We start from the raw sequence: 18,430 nt of genomic DNA, 5'->3' as shown, positions 1-18,430 counted from the left end.
CAGGGCACCGCGGCCACGCAGAGGATATGGAGGAAACAGCATGGCTGATGTTCTTGCTCTGGACGGGACAGGCCGGGCCGAGCTGGCCGGTGAGGAGCTCAGGGAGCTGTACCGGCTGATGGTGGCGGTCCGCCACCTGGACGAATCCGCGATCCGCTGGCAGCGCCAGGGTCTGATCCCCGGATACGCTCCGCAGCTGGGCCAGGAAGCGGCGCAGGTCGGCAGCGGCTACGCACTGGACATGAGCCGCGACTTTGTCTTCCCCACCTACCGCGAAATGGGCGTTGCCCGCACCGTCGGTGTGGACATGGTGGAATATATGTCCACCCACAAGGCCACCTGGCACGGCGGCCTGTATGACCCCAAGGCCTCGCGCTTCGCCCCGATCCAGGCCGTTGTGGCCGGCTCCGTGCTGCATGCGGTCGGCTGGGCGCACGGCCAGACCCTGGACGGAACGCCGGCAGGAGAACTCGGCGTGGCCATCACCTACTTTGGCGACGGCGCCAGCTCGCAGGGCGACGTCCATGAGGCGATGAATTTTGCCGCTGTGATGAAGGCCCCCGTCGTCTTCTTCATCCAGAACAACGGTTGGGCCATCTCGGTCCCGACCGAGCGCCAGGTAGCCGGCGGCTCGGTGGCCGGCCGGGCGGCAGGGTACGGCATGCCCTCCCTCCAGGTGGACGGGAACGACGTCGTTGCCGTCACCCAGGCGACCGCCGCAGCGCTGGCGCATGCCCGTGCAGGCAAGGGACCGGCGGTAGTCGAGGCCATGACTTACCGGCGCGGGCCGCACTCCACCAGTGATGATCCGGGCCGCTACCGCACCCTCGAAGAAGAACGTACCGACGGCGGTGAGGACCCCTTGGCGCGGATGCGCGCCCGGCTGCTGGCAGACGGGATCGCCGACGAAGCCTTCTTCGAAGAAGCCCTGGCAGAGGCCAAGGCCGAGGAAGAGCAGATCCGGGCAGGCATCAACGCGCTGGGTCCGCGGCCCGGCACGGAAATGTTCGACTTTGTCTACCAGGAACCCACACAAGCACTGAAGGCACAGGCCAGCGCCTGGCGGGAGGAATCGGAACATGTCTGAGCACACTACCCTGAGCGATCTCGAAGCCGCCCAGGACAACACCGCTGCCGCCGACGTCCAGCAGGAATCCGTGCAGGACTTCCCGGAGCCTGCGGACGCCGGAGCCACCGAAACCATGTCCATGCAGCAGGCCCTGAACCGGGCCCTGGCCGAAGTCATGACGGAGAATCCGCGCGCCCTCATCCTGGGTGAGGACGTCGGACAGCTCGGCGGCGTCTTCCGCATCACCGACGGCCTGCAGAAGAAGTTCGGCGAGGCGCGGGTTTTCGACACCCCGTTGGCCGAGTCCGGCATCCTGGGCATGTCCGTGGGGCTGGCCATGGCCGGCTACCACCCCATCCCGGAAGTGCAGTTCGATGGTTTTGCCTACCCTGCGGTGAACCAGATCATCTGCCAGGTCGGCCGGATGAACTACCGCAGCCGCGGCAAACTGCCGATGCCCATTACGCTGCGCGTGCCGAGCTTCGGCGGCATCCGGGCACCGGAACACCACGGCGAATCGCTGGAAGCAATGTTCGCCCACGTACCCGGACTCAAGGTTGTTTCCCCCTCGGGACCGAACGAGGCGTACCACCTGCTCAAGTACGCGGCCACCCGCCAGGACCCGGTCATCTTCATGGAGCCGAAGTCCCGGTACTGGCAGAAGGGCCGGGTCAACACCGGCGCCGACGCGGCAGGTTACAGCCCGACCGGTTCCCGCGTGGTCCGCGAGGGCAAGCACCTGACCCTGGTGGCCTGGGGCGCCATGGTGGCCCGCTGCCTGCAGGTTGCCGACCTCGCGGCCGAGGACGGTATCGAGATCGAGGTCCTGGACCTGCGCTGGCTCAAGCCGATCGACGCCGAGGGCCTGGCGGCTTCCGTGGCCAAGACGCGCCGCGCCGTCGTCGTTCATGAAGCGCCCCGGACCTCCGGTCTGGGCGCAGAAGTCGCCTCGATCATTAGCGAGCGTTGCTTCGGCACCCTGAAGGCACCCGTTGAGCGGGTGACCGGTTTCGACGTACCGTATCCCTCAGGAGACCTCGAGGACGAGTACATCCCCAACATTGACCGCATCCTGTACGGGATCCAGCGAGTATTGGAGTATCGCCGTGGCTGAAATTTCCTTCCCCCTCCCGGACCTGGGCGAGGGCCTGATCGAGGCCACCGTGCTTGAATGGCTGGTCACCGAGGGCGAAATGATCGAACGCAACCACCCGCTGGTGGAAGTGGAGACGACCAAGTCGGCGGTGGAGCTGCCCTCGCCGCAGGCCGGCAAGGTGGTCAGGACCTACGGCGAACCCGGCGAGACCATCAAGGTGGGCGACCCGCTGATCGTCTTCGAAGTTCCGGACGACACGGCAGGCATCGTCGGCACCGTGCCGAAGGAGGAGGCGCCCAAGCGGCGCGTCCGCCTCAGCGCCAACCTGGACGAGGACTAGTCCGGTGGGCAGGCACCGGGAGCAGACCGTCGAGGGCGTGGATCCGCACCTGAACGTGCGGATCCACGAGGCCGCCGAGGGCACCACCGGTCCGCGCCGGCCGGTGATCCTGCTGCACGGTTTCGCGTCCTCCGCCAAGCTCAACTGGGAGGACGCGGGCTGGATCACCGCCTTGACGCAGGCCGGACGGCGGGTGGTCACGGTGGACCTGCCCGGCCATGGCGGCAGCCCTTCCCCCGAGGAAATGGACGCGTACTCCCCCAGCCGGATCCGCGCGGATCTGCTGCAGTTGATCTACAACGCCCACGTCCGGCCGCTAAAGGACGACGACGATTCCACCGGAGTGGATCTCATCGGCTACTCGCTGGGCGCACGTCTGGCCTGGGAGTTCGGCGCCACGCAGCCGGAAATGGTGCGCCGGATGGTCCTGGGCGGGCCCGGCGTCGGGGATCCGCTGGCGGACTTCGATCTGCGCGCGGCGCAGCAGTACCTGGCCGACGGGACGGAGATCGCCGACCCGACCACGGCCGAACTGCTCCGGATGGCCACATTGGTGCCCAGCAATAACGTCTTCGCGCTGCTGACCATGATCGAGGCCATCAAGACCGAGCCCTTCGTTCCGGCCGAGGCGGTGCCGCGGATGCCGGTGCTGCTGGTGGCAGGCGAGAAAGACGAACTGGCCGTCACGGCGCCGGAGCTGGCCAAGCTCAGCGGCAACGCAGAGCTGCTGTGGCTGCCGGCGCGGACCCATGCCAACGCGGTCACCAGCCGCGCGTTCAAGAATGCCGCCATCGAATTCCTCGCCGGCTGAACGGTCCGTCACGGTACGGCTAAAACGGAAGGCACGCCCGATGTGGTGTGCCTTCCGTTTTGGCGTTATGGCGCCTACTGCTCCGCCCGGGAAGGTAGACTACTTACTAGATAAAAACCTTTCATACCCGGCCCTGGAGGCTTAGTGGAATTATTCCTCGGGGGACGCTACAGGACCGGTGACCTTATCGGTACCGGTGGTGCGGCCTCGGTATACCGTGCGACGGATGAATCACTTGGACGTGAAGTTGCCGTCAAAATGTTCGCCCCCACCACCCCGGACGACGATGAATACCGGCGCCAGCACACTGAGACGCTGCTGCTGGCCACGCTGAGCCATCCTGTGCTTGTCACGCTTTTCGACGCCGGCCTCTATCAGTCGGACGACGGAGCCACCACAAGCTATCTGGTGATGGAGTTGATCGACGGCCGGGATCTGCGCAAAACGCTGGCGGCAGTCGGACGGCTGGATCCAACGACGACGGCGAACATTGGCGCGGATCTGGCGGATGCGTTGAACTACATCCACGAGAACGGCGTAGTCCACCGGGACGTCAAGCCGGCCAACATCCTGATCGCCGATACCGGCAGCCAGGACACCCGTCTGCATCCAAAACTCTCCGACTTCGGCATCGCACGCGTAGTTGACGCTTCAGTCTCCACAGTTCACGGCGCCACAATCGGAACGGCAAATTACCTGAGCCCGGAACAGGCACTGAGCCATCCGGTGACGCCGGCTTCCGACATCTATTCGCTTGGCCTGGTCTTGCTGGAATGTCTGACCGGCGAGAAAGCCTTTCCGGGGCCGATCGTCGAAGCCGCGGTTGCCCGGTTGCTGCGCGATCCTGAAATCCCTGAGGATCTCGGAGCGGCATGGGGCCAGCTGCTGCGTGACATGACCGCCAGGGAACCGCAGGACCGCCCGACGGCGCACGATGTCGCCTTGACCTTGCGGTCCTGGACGGAAACATCCATGCCGTCCCACCCTGCTCCTGAGCTTGCCCCGGAACCGGCCGCCCACAACGGGGTAGACACGGGCAATGTCACCACAGGCAACGTCATCATTCCGGCTCCGCCGAACCGGGCCCCCAGCGTCGGTTAACTCCGGCGGCCTCGGCTACGCGGAGGTTTTCAATGAGTCATCCCGAGGGGCTACGCCCGCCGAGCCAGACGGCGTAGAATCCGGGTAGAACCCATGACGGGCAACAGTTGGGCACGGCAATGAGTCGAGCTTTAATGCACTGCACGATGTTGGCTACTGCCATTTCCCTTGCGCTCTGTGCGAGCGGGGCGGCCGGCTTCACCGAAGGGCTCCCGGTAACCCCGACGGCACTCCAGCTCAGCGATACCGCGTCCGACGGCTACCCTCCCCGCGGGATTGCTACGGGACGTGCCCTGCTCAACACCTTGGTCAGGCGGGCCCCTGCGGGTCCGGAATTCCGGCAAGCAGCCTTCGACTACCCCGTGATGCGACCGGACGGCTGTACTACTGAGGAACACGTCCTGATCGCCAACGCCAGCGACCCAACGATGTCCTCCCCCTGCACCGTCAGCAAGGCGCAATGGCCCGCCGTCTGGGACATGCAGGTCTTAGAGGATCCGGCCCAGGTGGATGTGGCGCACCTTGTTCCGCTTGAAGAGGCCTGGCACTCCGGGGCCTGGGCATGGACGCCTGAGCAGCGCCGCGACTTCGCCAACGATCTGACCAACAGCCTGACCCTGACCATCCTGTCGACCGGCGCCAACCAGGAGCGCGGCTCCTCGGATCCCGCGCACTGGTGGCCGCCCTATTTCGGCGTGCACTGCAAATACGCCCAGGAGTGGGTGTGGATCAAGGCGCGCTGGAACCTGAGTGTCGATCCTGCTGAGTACGACGCGCTCATGATCCAGCTGGACGAGGCGGAGACCAACATGTGCCGGAACATCCCGGTCGGAGTCCCTCCGCTCGGACTGGACCCGGGTGTCGGACCGGCCGCGATCATTGGGGCCGTCGTCGCAGGGCCGCCGGGCATCCCCTTCAAGGGAATGGCCGTGCAGGCGTACGACGCCGACCAGTCGCTGGTGCGGGAAACGCACGTCCGGCTGGAAGGCGACTTTGAGCTGACAGGCCTGCCGCCTGGCGGCTATACCGTCAAGTTCCTCGGCGGCGCCACGGGCGCGGCCGACCAGTGGTACAGCGCGTCGGGTCCGGGCGGACCGGCTACGGTCATTACGCTGTCAGCCGGCGGTGTTGCCAGCGGAATCAAGGCGGGAATGACCGCCGTCGTAACTCCTTAGCCGCCGATGATTCCACGTTCCGTGAACAAGCGGCCGGAAAACTTCGGCCAGGGGTTGACGTGACGATCGGCACAGGCCATGATGGATCGTATACGATTTCATACATAAGCAGGAGGATGTCTTGTCTGAAGCACATGTCGCTCAGGAAACCGAAGCGGTCACGCTGCAGCCCGTCGATTCTGCCACGCTGAAAAGCGCCGGCAAGGTGCTCGCAGTGCACCTCTCCTACTCTTCCCGGGCAGCCCAGCGCGGACGCGTTCCGGCCAACCCGTCCTACTTCATGAAGGCCTCGTCCTCGTTGAGCCTCAGCGGCGGCACGGTGGAGCGGCCTGCCGGCACTGAACTGCTTGCATTCGAAGGCGAAGTTGCCCTGGTCATCGGCAAGCCCGCCCGCCGCGTCAGCGTCGAGGACGCCTGGAGCTACGTCGGCGCCGTAACCGCCAGCAATGACCTCGGCGTCTACGACATCAAGTATGCGGACAAGGGTTCCAACATCCGGTCCAAGTCCGGCGACGGCTTCACCCCGGTAGGCCCGGCCCTCATTCCGGCCGACCAGGTAGACCCGGCGGCACTGCGCGTCCGCACCTGGGTCAACGGCGAACTGGTCCAGGATGACACCACCGAGGCACTGATTTTCCCCTTTGCCCAGATCATCGCCGACCTGTCCCAGCTGATGACGCTGGAACCGGGCGACATGATTCTCACCGGCACGCCGGCCGGTTCCTCGGTCATCGTCCCGGGTGACGTCGTCGAGGTTGAGGTGGATTCCCCGTCCACATCGCTGAGCAGCGGCCGTCTCGTAACCACCGTCACCCAGGGCGAGGTACCGTTCGCGGAGTTCGGCAACACCCCCAAGGTCACCGACAAGGACCGCGAGGATGCCTTCGGGTCGGCAGAAGCCGCCGGACTGGCCGCCAAGAAACCGGTTTTGACCGAGGAACTGAAGGCCAAGTTGGCTTCCGTCGCCACGGCCACCATCTCCGCCGCGCTGCGTAAGCGCGGGCTGAACAATGTCAGCATCGATGGCCTGCAGCCGACCAAGACGGACCGCAAGGTCATCGGTACCGCCCGCACCCTGCGGTATGTGCCCAACCGCGAGGATCTGTTCAAGAGCCACGGCGGCGGCTTCAACGCCCAGAAGCGCATCATCGATGATCTGAACGAGGGCGACGTCCTGGTCATGGAGGCCCGCGGCGAAAAGGGCGCCGGCACGCTCGGTGACATCCTCGCTCTGCGCGCCCACAAGCGCGGCGCCGCCGGTGTGATTACCGACGGCGGCGTGCGTGACCTCACCGCCGTCGCCGGCCTGGATATCCCGGCCTTCTACGCCTCGGCGCATCCGGCCGTACTCGGGCGCAAGCACGTTCCGTGGGACACCGACATCACCGTTGCTTGTGGCGGAACCACCGTACAGCCGGGCGACATCATCGTGGCGGACGCCGACGGCATCCTGGTGCTGCCGCCGTCGCTTGCCGAGGAAGTAGCTGACGAGGCCGTCGAGCAGGAGCGTCGCGATGCCTTTGTCTTCCAGATGGTTCAGGAAGGGCACAAGGTGGACGGACTTTTCCCGATGAATGAGGACTGGGTCGCCAAGTACCACGAATGGGTCGCCGCCGGCGGCGGGCAGTAACGGCAAGACGATGTCCACCACTGCCATCCCCGCACGTACCGAGGCCCGATCGAAGTCGGAACAGGCCTACGAGGTGCTCAAAGACCGGATCACCGGCGGCGCCCTCGTGGCCGGCTACCGCCTGGTGCTGAGCAGCATTGCCGAAGAACTCGGCTTCAGCGTGGTGCCGGTCCGGGAAGCCATCCGCCGGCTGGAGGCCGAGGGACTGGTCAAGTTCGAGCGCAATGTCGGGGCCACGGTGGCCGGCGTCGACGCCACGCTCTACCTGCACACCATGCAGACCCTGAGCGTGATCGAAGGAGCCGCGACCGCCCTGGCCGCCCCGCTGATCACTGCGGCGGACATCGACAACGCCCGTCGGCTCAATGCCGAACTGCGCCGGTGCCTGGAAGACTTCGAACCGCAACGCTTCACGCGGATCAACAACGAACTCCATGCCATCCTCTACGGCCACTGCCCCAACCCGCACATCCTGGACCTGGTCCACCGCGGCTGGAACCGGCTGAACGCCATGCGGGCCTCCAGCTTCGACCTGGTACCGGGACGGGCGCGCAAGTCAGTTGAAGAACATGACCAGCTCATCGCCCTGATCGAATCGCGGGCCGACGTCCACGAGATCGAGATGGCCGCCCGGGCACACCGGACGGGCACGCTGAACGCCTACATGGCTCAGCACAACCAGCCAGCGTCAGCCATCTAGCCGAACAAGCGCAAGAACAACCCAGAAAGAAAGGTGCATCGTGGCCGAACACTACGTTCCCGAGGACCTGCCCACCCACATCCAGCACTTCATCAACGGCAAGTTCGTCGACTCGGTCGGCGGCCAGACGTTCGACGTGCTGGATCCGGTGACCAACAAGACCTACGCCACCGCGGCAGCTGGCCAGAAGGAAGACATCAACGCCGCTGTCGCCGCCGCCCGAGAGGCCTTCGTCAACGGCCCCTGGCCAAAGATGAAGCCGCGCGAACGCGCCCGGGTCCTGAACAAGATCGCCGACGCCGTCGAGGCCCAGGAAGCACGTCTGGCCGAAATGGAGACCTTCGACACCGGTCTGCCGATCACTCAGGCCAAGGGCCAGGCGCTGCGCGCCGCCGAGAATTTCCGCTTCTTCGCGGACCTGATTGTCGCCCAGTTCGACGACGCCATGAAGGTCCCCGGCTCGCAGATCAACTATGTCAACCGCAAGCCGATCGGTGTTGCGGGCCTGATCACGCCGTGGAACACCCCGTTCATGCTTGAGTCCTGGAAGCTTGCCCCGGCCCTGGCTACCGGCAACACCGTGGTGCTCAAGCCGGCCGAGTTCACTCCCCTGTCCGCTTCGCTCTGGGCCGACATCTTCACCGCGGCCGGCGTACCGGCCGGCGTCTTCAACCTGGTCAACGGCCTGGGCGAAGAAGCAGGCGACGCCTTGGTCAAGCACCCGGAGGTCCCGCTGATCTCGTTCACCGGGGAGACCACTACCGGCCAGACCATCTTCCGCAACGCGGCCGAGAACCTCAAGGGCCTGTCGATGGAGCTCGGCGGCAAGAGCCCCTGCGTCGTCTTCGCCGACGCGGACATCGACGCCGCCATCGATTCGGCACTGTTCGGTGTCTTCTCGCTCAACGGCGAACGCTGCACCGCCGGTTCTCGCATCCTCGTGGAGCGCCCGGTCTACGACGAGTTCCTCGAGAAGTACGCCGTCCGGGCAAAGAACATTGTAGTTGGCGACCCGCATGACCCGAAGACCCAGGTGGGCGCCCTGGTCCACCCCGAGCACTACAACAAAGTCATGAGCTACGTGGAAATCGGCAAGTCCGAAGCCCGGCTCATCGCCGGCGGCGGCCGCCCCGAAGGCCTGGAGGAAGGCAACTACGTCTCCCCCACCGTCTTCGCCGACGTCAAGCCGGATGCCCGGATCTTCCAGGAAGAGATCTTCGGCCCGGTTGTTGCCATCACGCCGTTCGACAGCGATGAGGAAGCCCTGGAACTGGCCAATGGCGTCAAGTACGGTCTGGCTGCCTACATCTGGACCCAGAACCTGACCCGCGCGCACAACTTCTCCCAGAACGTTGAAGCCGGCATGGTCTGGCTGAACAGCCACAACGTCCGCGACCTGCGTACGCCATTCGGCGGGGTGAAGGCATCCGGTCTCGGCCACGAGGGCGGCTACCGCTCCATCGATTTCTACACCGACCAGCAGGCCGTCCACATCACACTCGGCAGCGTCCACACCCCGAAGTTCGGCGCCGAGGCGGCGTCCGAGATCGATTACTGAACCGCTTCAGCGACGAAGGAATGAACACCATGAGCAACGAAATTCCCAAGCCCAGCGTCCCAGCTCCGGACATTGTCCGCTGCGCGTACATGGATCTGGTCGTGACGGACCTGGCCAAGTCCCGCGAGTTCTACGTGGACGTCCTCGGCCTGCACGTGACCGAAGAGGACGAGAACACCATCTACCTGCGCTCCTTCGAGGAGTTCATCCACCACAACCTGGTGCTGCGCAAGGGCCCGGTCGCCGCCGTGGCATCGTTTGCCTACCGGGTGAAGTCCCCGGCCGAAGTGGACGCCGCCGAGGCGTACTACAAGGAACTCGGCTGCCGCACCGAGCGCCGCAAGGACGGCTTCTCCAAGGGCATCGGGGACTCCGTCCGCGTGGAGGACCCGCTGGGCTTCCCGTACGAGTTCTTCTACGACGTCGAGCACGTCGAGCGCCTCACCCAGCGCTACGACCTCTACAGCGCCGGCGAACTGGTCCGCCTGGACCACTTCAACCAGGTCACCCCGGACGTACCCCGCGGGCGCAAGTACCTGGAGGACCTGGGCTTCCGCGTCTCCGAAGACATCAAGGATTCCGACGGCGTCACCTACGCCGCCTGGATGCACCGCAAGCAGACCGTCCACGACACCGCCCTCACCGGCGGCGACGGCCCGCGCATGCACCACGTTGCCTTCGCCACGCACGAAAAGCACAACATCATCCAGATCTGCGACAAGATGGGCGCCCTGCGCATCTCCGACCGGATCGAACGCGGCCCCGGCCGCCACGGCGTCTCCAACGCGTTCTACCTGTACATCCTGGATCCGGATGGCCACCGCATCGAGATCTACACTCAGGACTACTACACCGGAGACCCGGACAACCCCGCCGTCACCTGGGACGTCCACGACAACCAGCGCCGCGACTGGTGGGGTAACCCGGTGGTGCCGTCCTGGTACACCGAGGCCTCCCTGGTCCTGGACCTGGACGGCAACCCCCAGCCGGTCATCCAGCGTACCGACGCCTCCGAAATGGCCGTGACCATCGGAGCCGACGGCTTCTCCTACACCCGCGAACCGGGCGAGGAACGCGGCTTCAAGGTCGGCGCCCAACTCTAGCCAAGCTGGAGCAAAGCCGTAGCAAAGAACGACGGTGGGGTGCGGCACACAGCCGGGCCCCGCCGTCGTGCATTTAATCGCCTTAGCCGCCGTGCGTTCCGGCGGACGTTCAAGACACCGTACGGTGGCGCCTTTATGCGGCGCCGGCTACTTCGACCAGCCGACGCCGGTGGTCCTTGACTGCTACGGCCAGCGCTACCAGGACCACGCAGGCGATCGCGCCGAAGCCCACGGTAATGGCCGTTTGCCAATCCGTTTGGGCCAAGGTGGCAAAGGCGATTGCCGTCATCATCGCGATCCCTACGGAGGTTCCGATCCGCTGTCCGGTCTGCTGCACTCCCCCGGCGCTGCCCGCATAATCCAGGGGAACGTCGGCAAGTGTCAACGTCTGGTTCGGGCTGATCACCAGCCCCTGGGCCGTGCCCACGAAGGACAGCGTAAACAGCAGCCACCAAAAGTTCAGGCCGAACGCCGTCTGCCAATGGATGACCAGCACGCTCGAACCCAGCCCGAAGAGGGCGCACAGGATTCCCCAGATCACTACCCGCCGCCCGTACTCCATCACCTTTCCGCCGGACCAGTGGGACCCCACGGCTGCCATGATGGCTGCGGGCAAGCTGATGAGGCCTGCCTCCAACGCGGTACGTCCCAACCCGTTCTGGACGTAGAGCGCAACGAGAACCCAGACACTGGTCATGCCGAGCATGTAGAGCCCGGAAATGATGGTGCCATTGGTGAAGCCTGCGCCGCGGAACAAGTGCAGATCCACCATCGGACTGCGGCCGCGCAGTTTGTAACGGTGCTCCCACCACGCCCACAGGGCCAGGACCGCCAAACCGGCGGGCAGCATCGCCCAAGTCCAGGCCGAGCCGCGAGACTCGACGAAGGGCAGCAGCACAATAAGGACGGCAAGGCCCAGCAGGAACGCCCCGAAAGGGTCCAGGTCCCGCGGTTGATAGCCGGGCGGCCGTGCTTTGGTAAACGGCAACCATGCCCGGCCCAGCGGGATGGACTCGGGGTCGGCGACCTCCACAGGTGCGGCACGTGCCGGAGGTGAGCCGTTCAGCATGGGCTTCGGGAACCAGAGGAAGGCCAGAATCAGGGCCAGGATGCCCACGGGAACGTTGACTAGGAACGTCCAGCGCCAACCGTGCTCCACACCGAAAATCTGGACCAGCAAACCTCCCAGCAACGGCCCGATGGCAACCGAGACACCAATGGCCGTGCCCATCAGGCCAAAAGCCCGGGCCCGCTCGCCATCCCGGAAGTACTGCTGGATCATTCCGATTGCCTGCGGGTTGAGCAGCCCGGAGCCAATGCCCTGGATGAACCGGGCGATGTTCAGTGTGAACGCATCGGGGGCCAGGCCTGCGGCGATCGACGAGAGGGTAAAGATCACCAACCCTGCTATGAAAATCGGACCCCGGCCGAAGATATCGCCGGCGCGCCCGGCGGCCACCAGCACAATGCCGAAGGTCAGCGCATACCCGGAGAGCACCCACTGGATATCGGATTGGCTAGCACCCAGCCCGGTCTGGATCGAGGGCAGCACGACATTGACAATGCTGACGCCCACCAGCGCCATGAAGACAGTGACCAGCAGGACCCCAAGAATGCGCCAACGGCCAGGATCCGGAACATAGTCCGGATCCTGGGACGGATTCAGCGGTGCGGTCACCCTCCATTCATACGCCCGCACCTGTCGGGGTCAAAACTTCCGCTGTAATGTCGGCGAGGCGCCGCATCGGTCTACCATTGGAGCTTCAGCCCAGCTATAGTTGAGCGTTTCCCTTCGGCGCCGGAGCCAGGTTGCCGCCAGCATCCCGGTTACGATTTCCCAGCTGATCAGCACCAGCATTCCGCCCGATCCGGCGCCAGCTGCCGTAGCGGCCGGAGCCAAGGCAGCTGCTTCGGCGTGATGGCTGTGGCTTACCCCGCCGTTCGGCGCCAGCAGGAGCACGGCGTGGAACGCCGCCATCGACAGGGCTGCAAGCATCAGCATCTTCGCCGGCCCCGCCCCGCCCGCCCGCCACAGGACGAGGGCGCAGGGCAGGCAGGCAACAGCCATCGCCAGCATCACCCCGGCCTGCCACCAACTGTCCCGGTGCGCCCATGCCATCCAAAAGTGGGCGGCGACCGCGACGAAGGCGGCGAGGGAGCAAAGACGGGCGTGCCATCCGGTCTCAGCCACCGCCTTCGGCCTCATCAGCTGCAACATCAGGACCCGCTACCGGTGGCAGTGCCCGCCGGCCGGCTTGCTCGGCGGCACGTCCAGAACGGGGCTGCGGTCGAAGAAACCGTCGGGGCGGAGCTTGAAGCCCGCCGTATCGACCGGCATGATCGGCCAGTCCTCAACCCGGGGGTAGTGCGTCAGGCCGAAAGTATGCCAGACGACAATGTCCTCGCCGTCGATATTCCGGTCCTGGGCAACATAGGCCGGCAGGCCTGCCCCACCCGCATGCTGGTTTACGAAGTCTCCGGTGGGGTACCGCTCGGCGTCGTCATAACGCGTGACCCAAAGATCCTTGGTGGCGAAAGCCGCGCGCCGGGCTACCGAAGAACCGGGATCCGCCAGCAGGGTCGGCTGGCCCTCCGGGTACAGCTTGTAGGCCACTGGCTCGCCGAGACGGTTCAGCGATTCGGGATTGGAAATGTGCCAGGTACGCCCCGCTGCCATGTTCGCTTCCCTGGCCGCCTCCGACTCCCTGGCCAGCAAAGTACGACGTCGAGTGAAGGCATTGCCGCGTTCGTTGCCTTCACCGGTAGGCACCCTTACCGCTTCTTCTTCCTCCACCCGGTTAGTAAAGCCGTCCAGAGCCATGTCCAGCCGTGCGCTGAAGAGATGCTGGTGGTACGGCGCACCGAGTCCTGGTGCCATCTCGGACGCGTACTCGTACCCCTTGCCTGGGTACGCACTGGTGAACACGATGCCGGTGGCCTTGGCCTCGAACTCGATGGTTCCGTCCAGATACAAGTACCAGTAGAAGCCGTAATCGTAGTTGCCGATGGTGGTGAAGAAGGAGACCACCATGCGGCGGTTGCGGCGGGTGTAGTTGATACCCGTCCATAGGTCGGAGTGCTTGGCGAGAATGCCTGAGTCCTCTTCATGCATGCAGATGCCGTTGCGGATCTCGCGTGGGTTGCCGAAGCCGTCGGCAATGACCGGCGAGAGGTAGGTGATGTCGCCCAGGCAGTCGCAGCCCAATTCCAAGGAGTTGGCGTACTGGCCCACCTGGTATTCGCCCGTGTCGAAATAGTTCTGCCACGAGCGCACAGGTGACGGATCACCGTAGGGGACAACCATCTCCGCAATGGAAGCGCGCTTGATGATGGAGCGGTGGCGTTCGCCGTCCCGGAACGCGATGTTGTGCAGCACCACGCCTTCGCGGGCGTCGAAACCAACATCGAAGCTCCACTTTTCCCATTCGATGTGGTTGCCGCCGGTCACGGTGAAGCTCGGCCCCTCCGGCTGGGTGATCTCGATCGGCTTCTGGGTGGTGCGCAGTTCCCCGGTCAGTTCCGGGTCCGTGTAGTTGCCGTGCTCGGCGGGGACCGGCACTGCGCCGAAGTCCAGCACCTGGTCCACGCTCTTATCGACTACGTCAACGTAGGCCACCAGGCCATCGATCGGGTGGGCCCAGGCGCTGTCCTCGGGGAACTCCTGGTAGAAGGCCAGGCCACGCAGGATCCGGCGGCCCTTCTCCTCCGGGTACTCGAATACCCCCGCGGATAGCGGGGCCACCCGCACCTTGTCGACGTCGAGCCCCCGCTCCGCGAGCGCTTTCAGCCAGCGTCCGTCCTGGGCAAGAATCTGCTCAACGATCTCGAATTCTTCCTCCAGCACGGGCAGTTCACCCGTGAGCGAAGTATCCAGTTCAGCCACGGACAGCACGCGGTTCTCCGTGACCGAGACAGTGACATCCTGGGGCGCGGCACCCGAGACATCATGCAAAAAGGCGCGGAAGCGCCGGTCCTCCGCGCCCTGGGGCCCGCGTGGAGGATCAGTCAGTCCGAGGTACGCAAACCTCGTCGCGTCGCGTACCAGACCGTGGTCGGCAAGGATTTCGCGGACCCGGCTGATTTCATCGGCCGTAGCCAAAGCGTAGGCAGTGTTGGTGACTCCCGCTGAGGTGGTCATGGCTACCCTTTCAAATAGGAAGTTGCTGGCCGTATCGATGCCCTTAGTGACGGCCTCGGCTACGAACTTTGTTTTTCTATGTCTGTAGAGAATAACGGCCAGTAAGATGCATCACAAGGGGTGAGACCCAAAATTTTCCAAGGGAGCAAGAAGTGCCGAAGATCGTCGACCACGACCAACGCAGGTTGGAACTGGTGAGCGCCACCTGGCGGATCATCGCCCGTCTTGGTATGGATGCCGCTACCATGCGTGAGATTGCAGCCGAAGCAGGCTTTGCCAATGGTGCGCTCAAGCCCTACTTCCCCACGAAAGATGACTTGCTCGCGTTTGCGTTTGAGCACGTCTTCAATCAGACCAACCGGCGCATGGCCGCTGCCACCACAGGCAAGACCGGCTTGGCCGCGCTTCGCGCGTACTGTAAGGAAATTCTTCCACTGGACGAAGACCGGCTGAACGAGGCCCGCATCGTGATTCCGTTTTGGCAAAAAGCCTTGACCGACGAGTCCAAGGCGGAACTTCACGATTCCTCAATGGAACAGTGGCGGACAAGCTTGGTCGAGCAGTTGCAGCAGGCGCGATCCGACGGCGAGGTTTCAACCGCCGTCAGCGATGAAGCAATCGCAGGGCATGTCATGAACATGGTATTGGGCGCGCAAATTACTGCTGTACTGGATCCGGGCCACTACTCCCCGGCCCAGCTGGCCGCCCAGCTGGATGGCTATCTGGAGCTGCTGGCGGCTCGCTCCTAACCGCTGCATTTTTCGCCCGCTGTCGAAAAACATGGCGGCGACCGATAAAAGCCGCTAGATTGGACGGAGTGTGCTTAACCACACACGCCGCAGCTAAGGGCGGGTAGAAGTAAAGGGGACGTTGTGGCAGCAACTACAGTGCGCAGCATGCGGGGACAGCAGTCCGGTGACGTGCAGACAGCCGTCGCCGATAACTTCAGCCAGTGGCACCACTTGGTGTCCGAATCCTTCGTGCCCCTGGAGGTCCGCTCGGACAAACGCCAGGATTTCAGTGGGGTGCTGCGTTCGCGGGTGCTGGACGAACTTTCCATCGTAGAGGTGACTGCAAAAGGCCATCAGGTACTGCGCACTCCGGCGCTGATCGAACGGTCCGACCGGCTGTTCTTCAAGTTGAACCTGCAGCTCTCCGGCCACGGCATCCTCATCCAGGACAACCGAGAAGCCGCACTGTCTCCTGGCGACATTGCCGTGTACGACACCCACCGGCCTTACACCCTGGCGTTTGAGGAGGACTTCCGGACACTGGTGGTCATGTTTCCCCATGACGTCCTGGATCTCTCCCCCGACGAGGTGGGTCAGCTGACTGCCGTGCGGATGGCCGGAGACCAAGGTCTGGGTCGAATGATCAGCCCGTTCATGATGCAACTGGCGGAAAACCTGGAAGTACTCACCGGACCGAGCGGCCATCGGCTGGCGCACAACGCCGTCGACCTGATCGCCACCATGTTCGACAACGAACTCAGCACCAGACGAAGCACCGAGGAAGGACGACATAGCGAACTGCTGGTCAGGATTCGACAGTACATCGAAGCCAACCTCGGCGATCCGGGCCTAGCTCCGGCGAACATTGCGGCTGCCCATTACATTTCCACCCGCCAGTTGCACAACATCTTCCACCATGCCGATGCCACTGTCGCCACCTGGATCAGGGCACGGAGACTGGAACATTGCCGGCGGGATCTGCGCGATCCCATTCTTGCCGACCGGCCCGTCGGAACCATTGCCAACCGGTGGGGCTTTGTCGATGCAGCGCACTTCAGCCGCATCTTCCGCAGTGCCTACGGACAAACGCCCAGCGCCTACCGCCTGGGCTGAACAACGGGCATCCGAGCACCAAGCTCCCAGCATCAGCTAGAGCCCGCGCATCACCGCGATCAGTACCGTACCGCAAGCTGTGCACGCTTAGACAAGACCGCTGCCCGCGACGACAACCCCTTGCCGAGTGATTGATGCCACAATCGAGACATCTTTTATTCTCCCGTCGGAGGTTTTAATGACACAGCAACGAGCACTGCAAACTCCACCGAGCACAGAGACTCGAGGCTTAAGCCGCCGGACTCTGGGCGTCCCTGCCCTTGTTTTCATGATCATTGCCGCGTCGGCCCCGCTGACTGTAATCGCCGGCGGCACACCCAGCAACTTCGCCGTTACCGGTGTGGTGGGAATTCCGGCGTCCTTTCTGGTCCTTGGGGTCTGCCTGGCAGTCTTTGCGGTGGGCTACTCGGCAATGAGCGCCCACATCCGCAACGCCGGGGCCTTCTACGCATACATTGCCCAGGGGTTGGGACGGGCGGCCGGAGTCGGCGCGGCGTGGGTGGCGCTGGTCGCCTACAACGCCATGCAGATCGGCATTTACGGCTTGTTCGGCTTCGCGTCCGCCTCGTTCATCGGCAGCAAGATCGGCACCGAAGTTCCATGGTGGCTGACCGCCGCCGTCGGATTCTTGATGGTCGGCTGGCTCGGCATCAACAAGGTGGATCTGTCGGTCAAAGTGATCGCCGTTCTGGTGGGTCTCGAATTCCTGGCTGTCATTGTGTTCGACATTGTCGCCTTGGCCGTGCAGCCGGAAGGTATCTCGGCAGCGGGCCTGGCCCCATCGAACCTGTTTACTGCAGGAGTGGGCGCAGCTTTGGCGTTCAGCATTGCCGGATTCATGGGCTTCGAGTCGGCCGCCATCTACAGTGAGGAGGCCAAAGATCCCAAACGTTCGATCGGGCGGGCTACGTTCATCGCCATTGCCGTCATCTCACTCTTCTACGGGTTTTCGGCCTGGGCAACAACCATCGCAACAGGGCCTAGCCAGGTTGTCGCTCAATCCCAGGAATTCGGCCCCGACCTGATCTTCGTCTTTCTGAGCGCGCATGCGGGTACTGTCGCAGCGGACATCACGCAGGTCCTGTTCATCACGAGTCTTCTGGCCGCGCTCATTGCCTTTCACAACGCCGTAGCGCGGTATGTCTTCTCGCTGGGACGGGAAGGAGTCCTCCCAAGGCGACTGGGTTACGTCGGTCCGCAAAGCCATGCTCCCGTTGCCGGCTCGCTCGTCCAATCCGCGCTTGCCCTGGTGATGCTGTTCATTTTCGCCGTCGCTGGCATCGGGTCCGAGCTTGGCCCGCTGTATCCTGTCCTGACCTTCTTTACCTGGCTGACGAACACCGGGGCATTCGGTCTTGTCCTGCTGCTCGTCCTGATTTCGCTGGCCGTCATCGGATACTTCCGCAGGCACGGTGAAGGATATTCCGTCTGGACGCGTATCGTGGCTCCGGCACTCGCTGCCGCACTCCTGGGCGCCGTATTCGTCATGATCGTTGTCAACTTCGATGTACTCATAGGCACCGTGGGAACGTCACCGCTTTCATGGATCCTGCCCGCAGTCGCGTTGGTGCCCGGCGTACTCGGAGTGCTCTGGGGACTGTATCTGAAAAGTGCCAGGCCACAGGTTTACAGCGGCATCGGTAGCGGCGGAAACGGGGATGACTAGGCCGGCGCTTGCCAGCCAGAGTACAACACAATCACGGCGTTAAACAGAAGAACCGGGGCTGCAGAGGTTGGGGGGCTGTGCAGCGCCGGTTTTTCTGTCTCAGGCCTCTCGTTCAAAGACCCGGGATCAGACGAAGCGGGCTTCTTCCCAAGCCCGGCTTCCTCCCCTAGCCTATGGACTTGTGCAGAAAACTGCGATG

General features: G+C 64.1%; 16 protein-coding genes. 13 read left to right on the top strand and 3 right to left on the bottom strand.

Features of this window, described 5'->3' with window-relative positions; all coding sequences use genetic code 11:
- Positions 1-40: 40 nt before the first annotated feature.
- The 10 genes from AC3A4M_RS03255 (at position 41) to hpaD (ending at position 10,583) form a co-directional block, all read left to right on the top strand.
- Positions 41-1,087 carry a thiamine pyrophosphate-dependent enzyme gene (locus AC3A4M_RS03255; protein ID WP_498733968.1) on the top strand — a complete coding sequence of 349 codons (1,047 nt, stop codon included), beginning with the start codon at positions 41-43 and terminating at the stop codon, positions 1,085-1,087.
- 115 nt (positions 1,088-1,202) lie between these two features.
- Positions 1,203-2,183 (top strand): alpha-ketoacid dehydrogenase subunit beta, encoded by a 981-nt coding sequence (locus AC3A4M_RS03250; RefSeq protein ID WP_498734092.1) that lies wholly within the window; start codon positions 1,203-1,205, stop codon positions 2,181-2,183.
- Positions 2,176-2,505 (top strand): biotin/lipoyl-containing protein, encoded by a 330-nt coding sequence (locus AC3A4M_RS03245; RefSeq protein WP_074701752.1) that lies wholly within the window; start codon positions 2,176-2,178, stop codon positions 2,503-2,505. Before AC3A4M_RS03250 ends, AC3A4M_RS03245 begins: the two co-directional genes overlap by 8 nt.
- 4 nt (positions 2,506-2,509) lie before the next feature.
- Positions 2,510-3,316, top strand: coding sequence for an alpha/beta fold hydrolase (locus AC3A4M_RS03240; protein WP_498733967.1), 807 nt, complete (start codon positions 2,510-2,512; stop codon positions 3,314-3,316).
- Positions 3,317-3,460: 144 nt separating this feature from the next.
- A complete protein-coding gene (locus AC3A4M_RS03235) occupies positions 3,461-4,417 on the top strand; it encodes a serine/threonine-protein kinase (RefSeq protein WP_498733966.1) in 957 nt (318 codons plus the stop codon).
- A 146-nt stretch (positions 4,418-4,563) separates the two neighbouring features.
- Positions 4,564-5,592 carry a GmrSD restriction endonuclease domain-containing protein gene (locus AC3A4M_RS03230; RefSeq protein ID WP_498733965.1) on the top strand — a complete coding sequence of 343 codons (1,029 nt, stop codon included), beginning with the start codon at positions 4,564-4,566 and terminating at the stop codon, positions 5,590-5,592.
- A 163-nt stretch (positions 5,593-5,755) separates the two neighbouring features.
- On the top strand, positions 5,756-7,222 hold the full coding sequence (locus tag AC3A4M_RS03225) for a fumarylacetoacetate hydrolase family protein (protein ID WP_498734091.1): 1,467 nt from the start codon (positions 5,756-5,758) through the stop codon (positions 7,220-7,222).
- 10 nt (positions 7,223-7,232) lie between these two features.
- Positions 7,233-7,922, top strand: a complete 690-nt coding sequence (locus AC3A4M_RS03220; protein WP_498732655.1) for a GntR family transcriptional regulator — start codon at positions 7,233-7,235, stop codon at positions 7,920-7,922.
- Between the two features lie 40 nt (positions 7,923-7,962).
- Positions 7,963-9,480, top strand: coding sequence for a 5-carboxymethyl-2-hydroxymuconate semialdehyde dehydrogenase (gene hpaE / locus AC3A4M_RS03215; protein ID WP_498733964.1), 1,518 nt, complete (start codon positions 7,963-7,965; stop codon positions 9,478-9,480).
- Between the two features lie 29 nt (positions 9,481-9,509).
- Positions 9,510-10,583: a 3,4-dihydroxyphenylacetate 2,3-dioxygenase gene (gene hpaD / locus AC3A4M_RS03210; RefSeq protein WP_498733963.1), complete on the top strand. Its 1,074-nt coding sequence runs from the start codon at positions 9,510-9,512 to the stop codon at positions 10,581-10,583.
- Positions 10,584-10,716: 133 nt separating this feature from the next.
- Here the strand turns inward: hpaD and AC3A4M_RS03205 are convergent, their stop codons facing one another.
- Genes AC3A4M_RS03205 through AC3A4M_RS03195 form a run of 3 tightly spaced genes read right to left on the bottom strand, consistent with a single transcriptional unit; the run spans position 10,717 to position 14,721 of the window.
- Complete coding sequence (locus tag AC3A4M_RS03205; RefSeq protein ID WP_498733962.1) at positions 10,717-12,261, bottom strand: MFS transporter; 1,545 nt, start codon at positions 12,259-12,261, stop codon at positions 10,717-10,719.
- A gap of 30 nt (positions 12,262-12,291) precedes the next feature.
- Positions 12,292-12,774, bottom strand: coding sequence for a hypothetical protein (locus AC3A4M_RS03200; protein ID WP_498733960.1), 483 nt, complete (start codon positions 12,772-12,774; stop codon positions 12,292-12,294).
- A 36-nt stretch (positions 12,775-12,810) separates the two neighbouring features.
- Positions 12,811-14,721, bottom strand: coding sequence for a primary-amine oxidase (locus AC3A4M_RS03195; protein ID WP_498733958.1), 1,911 nt, complete (start codon positions 14,719-14,721; stop codon positions 12,811-12,813).
- A 152-nt stretch (positions 14,722-14,873) separates the two neighbouring features.
- On the opposite strand from AC3A4M_RS03195, the gene AC3A4M_RS03190 reads away from it, so the two are divergent.
- The 3 genes from AC3A4M_RS03190 to AC3A4M_RS03180 all read left to right on the top strand — a co-directional run bounded on the left by AC3A4M_RS03190 (position 14,874) and on the right by AC3A4M_RS03180 (position 18,231).
- Positions 14,874-15,470, top strand: a complete 597-nt coding sequence (locus AC3A4M_RS03190) for a TetR/AcrR family transcriptional regulator (protein WP_498733956.1) — start codon at positions 14,874-14,876, stop codon at positions 15,468-15,470.
- Between the two features lie 147 nt (positions 15,471-15,617).
- A complete protein-coding gene (locus tag AC3A4M_RS03185) occupies positions 15,618-16,565 on the top strand; it encodes an AraC-like ligand-binding domain-containing protein (RefSeq protein WP_498734090.1) in 948 nt (315 codons plus the stop codon).
- Between the two features lie 178 nt (positions 16,566-16,743).
- Positions 16,744-18,231 carry an APC family permease gene (locus AC3A4M_RS03180; protein WP_498733955.1) on the top strand — a complete coding sequence of 496 codons (1,488 nt, stop codon included), beginning with the start codon at positions 16,744-16,746 and terminating at the stop codon, positions 18,229-18,231.
- The last annotated feature ends 199 nt before the right edge of the window (positions 18,232-18,430 follow it).

The organism is Arthrobacter sp. Soil_C_60, from assembly GCF_057656375.1.
Note: the sequence above shows the minus strand (reverse complement) of the source record. Positions and strands in the feature narration are given on the sequence as shown.

Coding starts and splice junctions, on each gene's coding strand:
- AC3A4M_RS03185 (WP_498734090.1), top strand. CDS start 15,618: ATGCGGGGACAGCAGTCCGGTGACGTGCAGACAGCCGTCGCCGATAAC.
- AC3A4M_RS03255 (WP_498733968.1), top strand. CDS start 41: ATGGCTGATGTTCTTGCTCTGGACGGGACAGGCCGGGCCGAGCTGGCC.
- AC3A4M_RS03195 (WP_498733958.1), bottom strand. CDS start 14,721: ATGACCACCTCAGCGGGAGTCACCAACACTGCCTACGCTTTGGCTACG.
- AC3A4M_RS03250 (WP_498734092.1), top strand. CDS start 1,203: ATGTCCATGCAGCAGGCCCTGAACCGGGCCCTGGCCGAAGTCATGACG.
- AC3A4M_RS03180 (WP_498733955.1), top strand. CDS start 16,744: ATGACACAGCAACGAGCACTGCAAACTCCACCGAGCACAGAGACTCGA.
- hpaD (WP_498733963.1), top strand. CDS start 9,510: ATGAGCAACGAAATTCCCAAGCCCAGCGTCCCAGCTCCGGACATTGTC.
- AC3A4M_RS03220 (WP_498732655.1), top strand. CDS start 7,233: ATGTCCACCACTGCCATCCCCGCACGTACCGAGGCCCGATCGAAGTCG.
- AC3A4M_RS03230 (WP_498733965.1), top strand. CDS start 4,564: ATGTTGGCTACTGCCATTTCCCTTGCGCTCTGTGCGAGCGGGGCGGCC.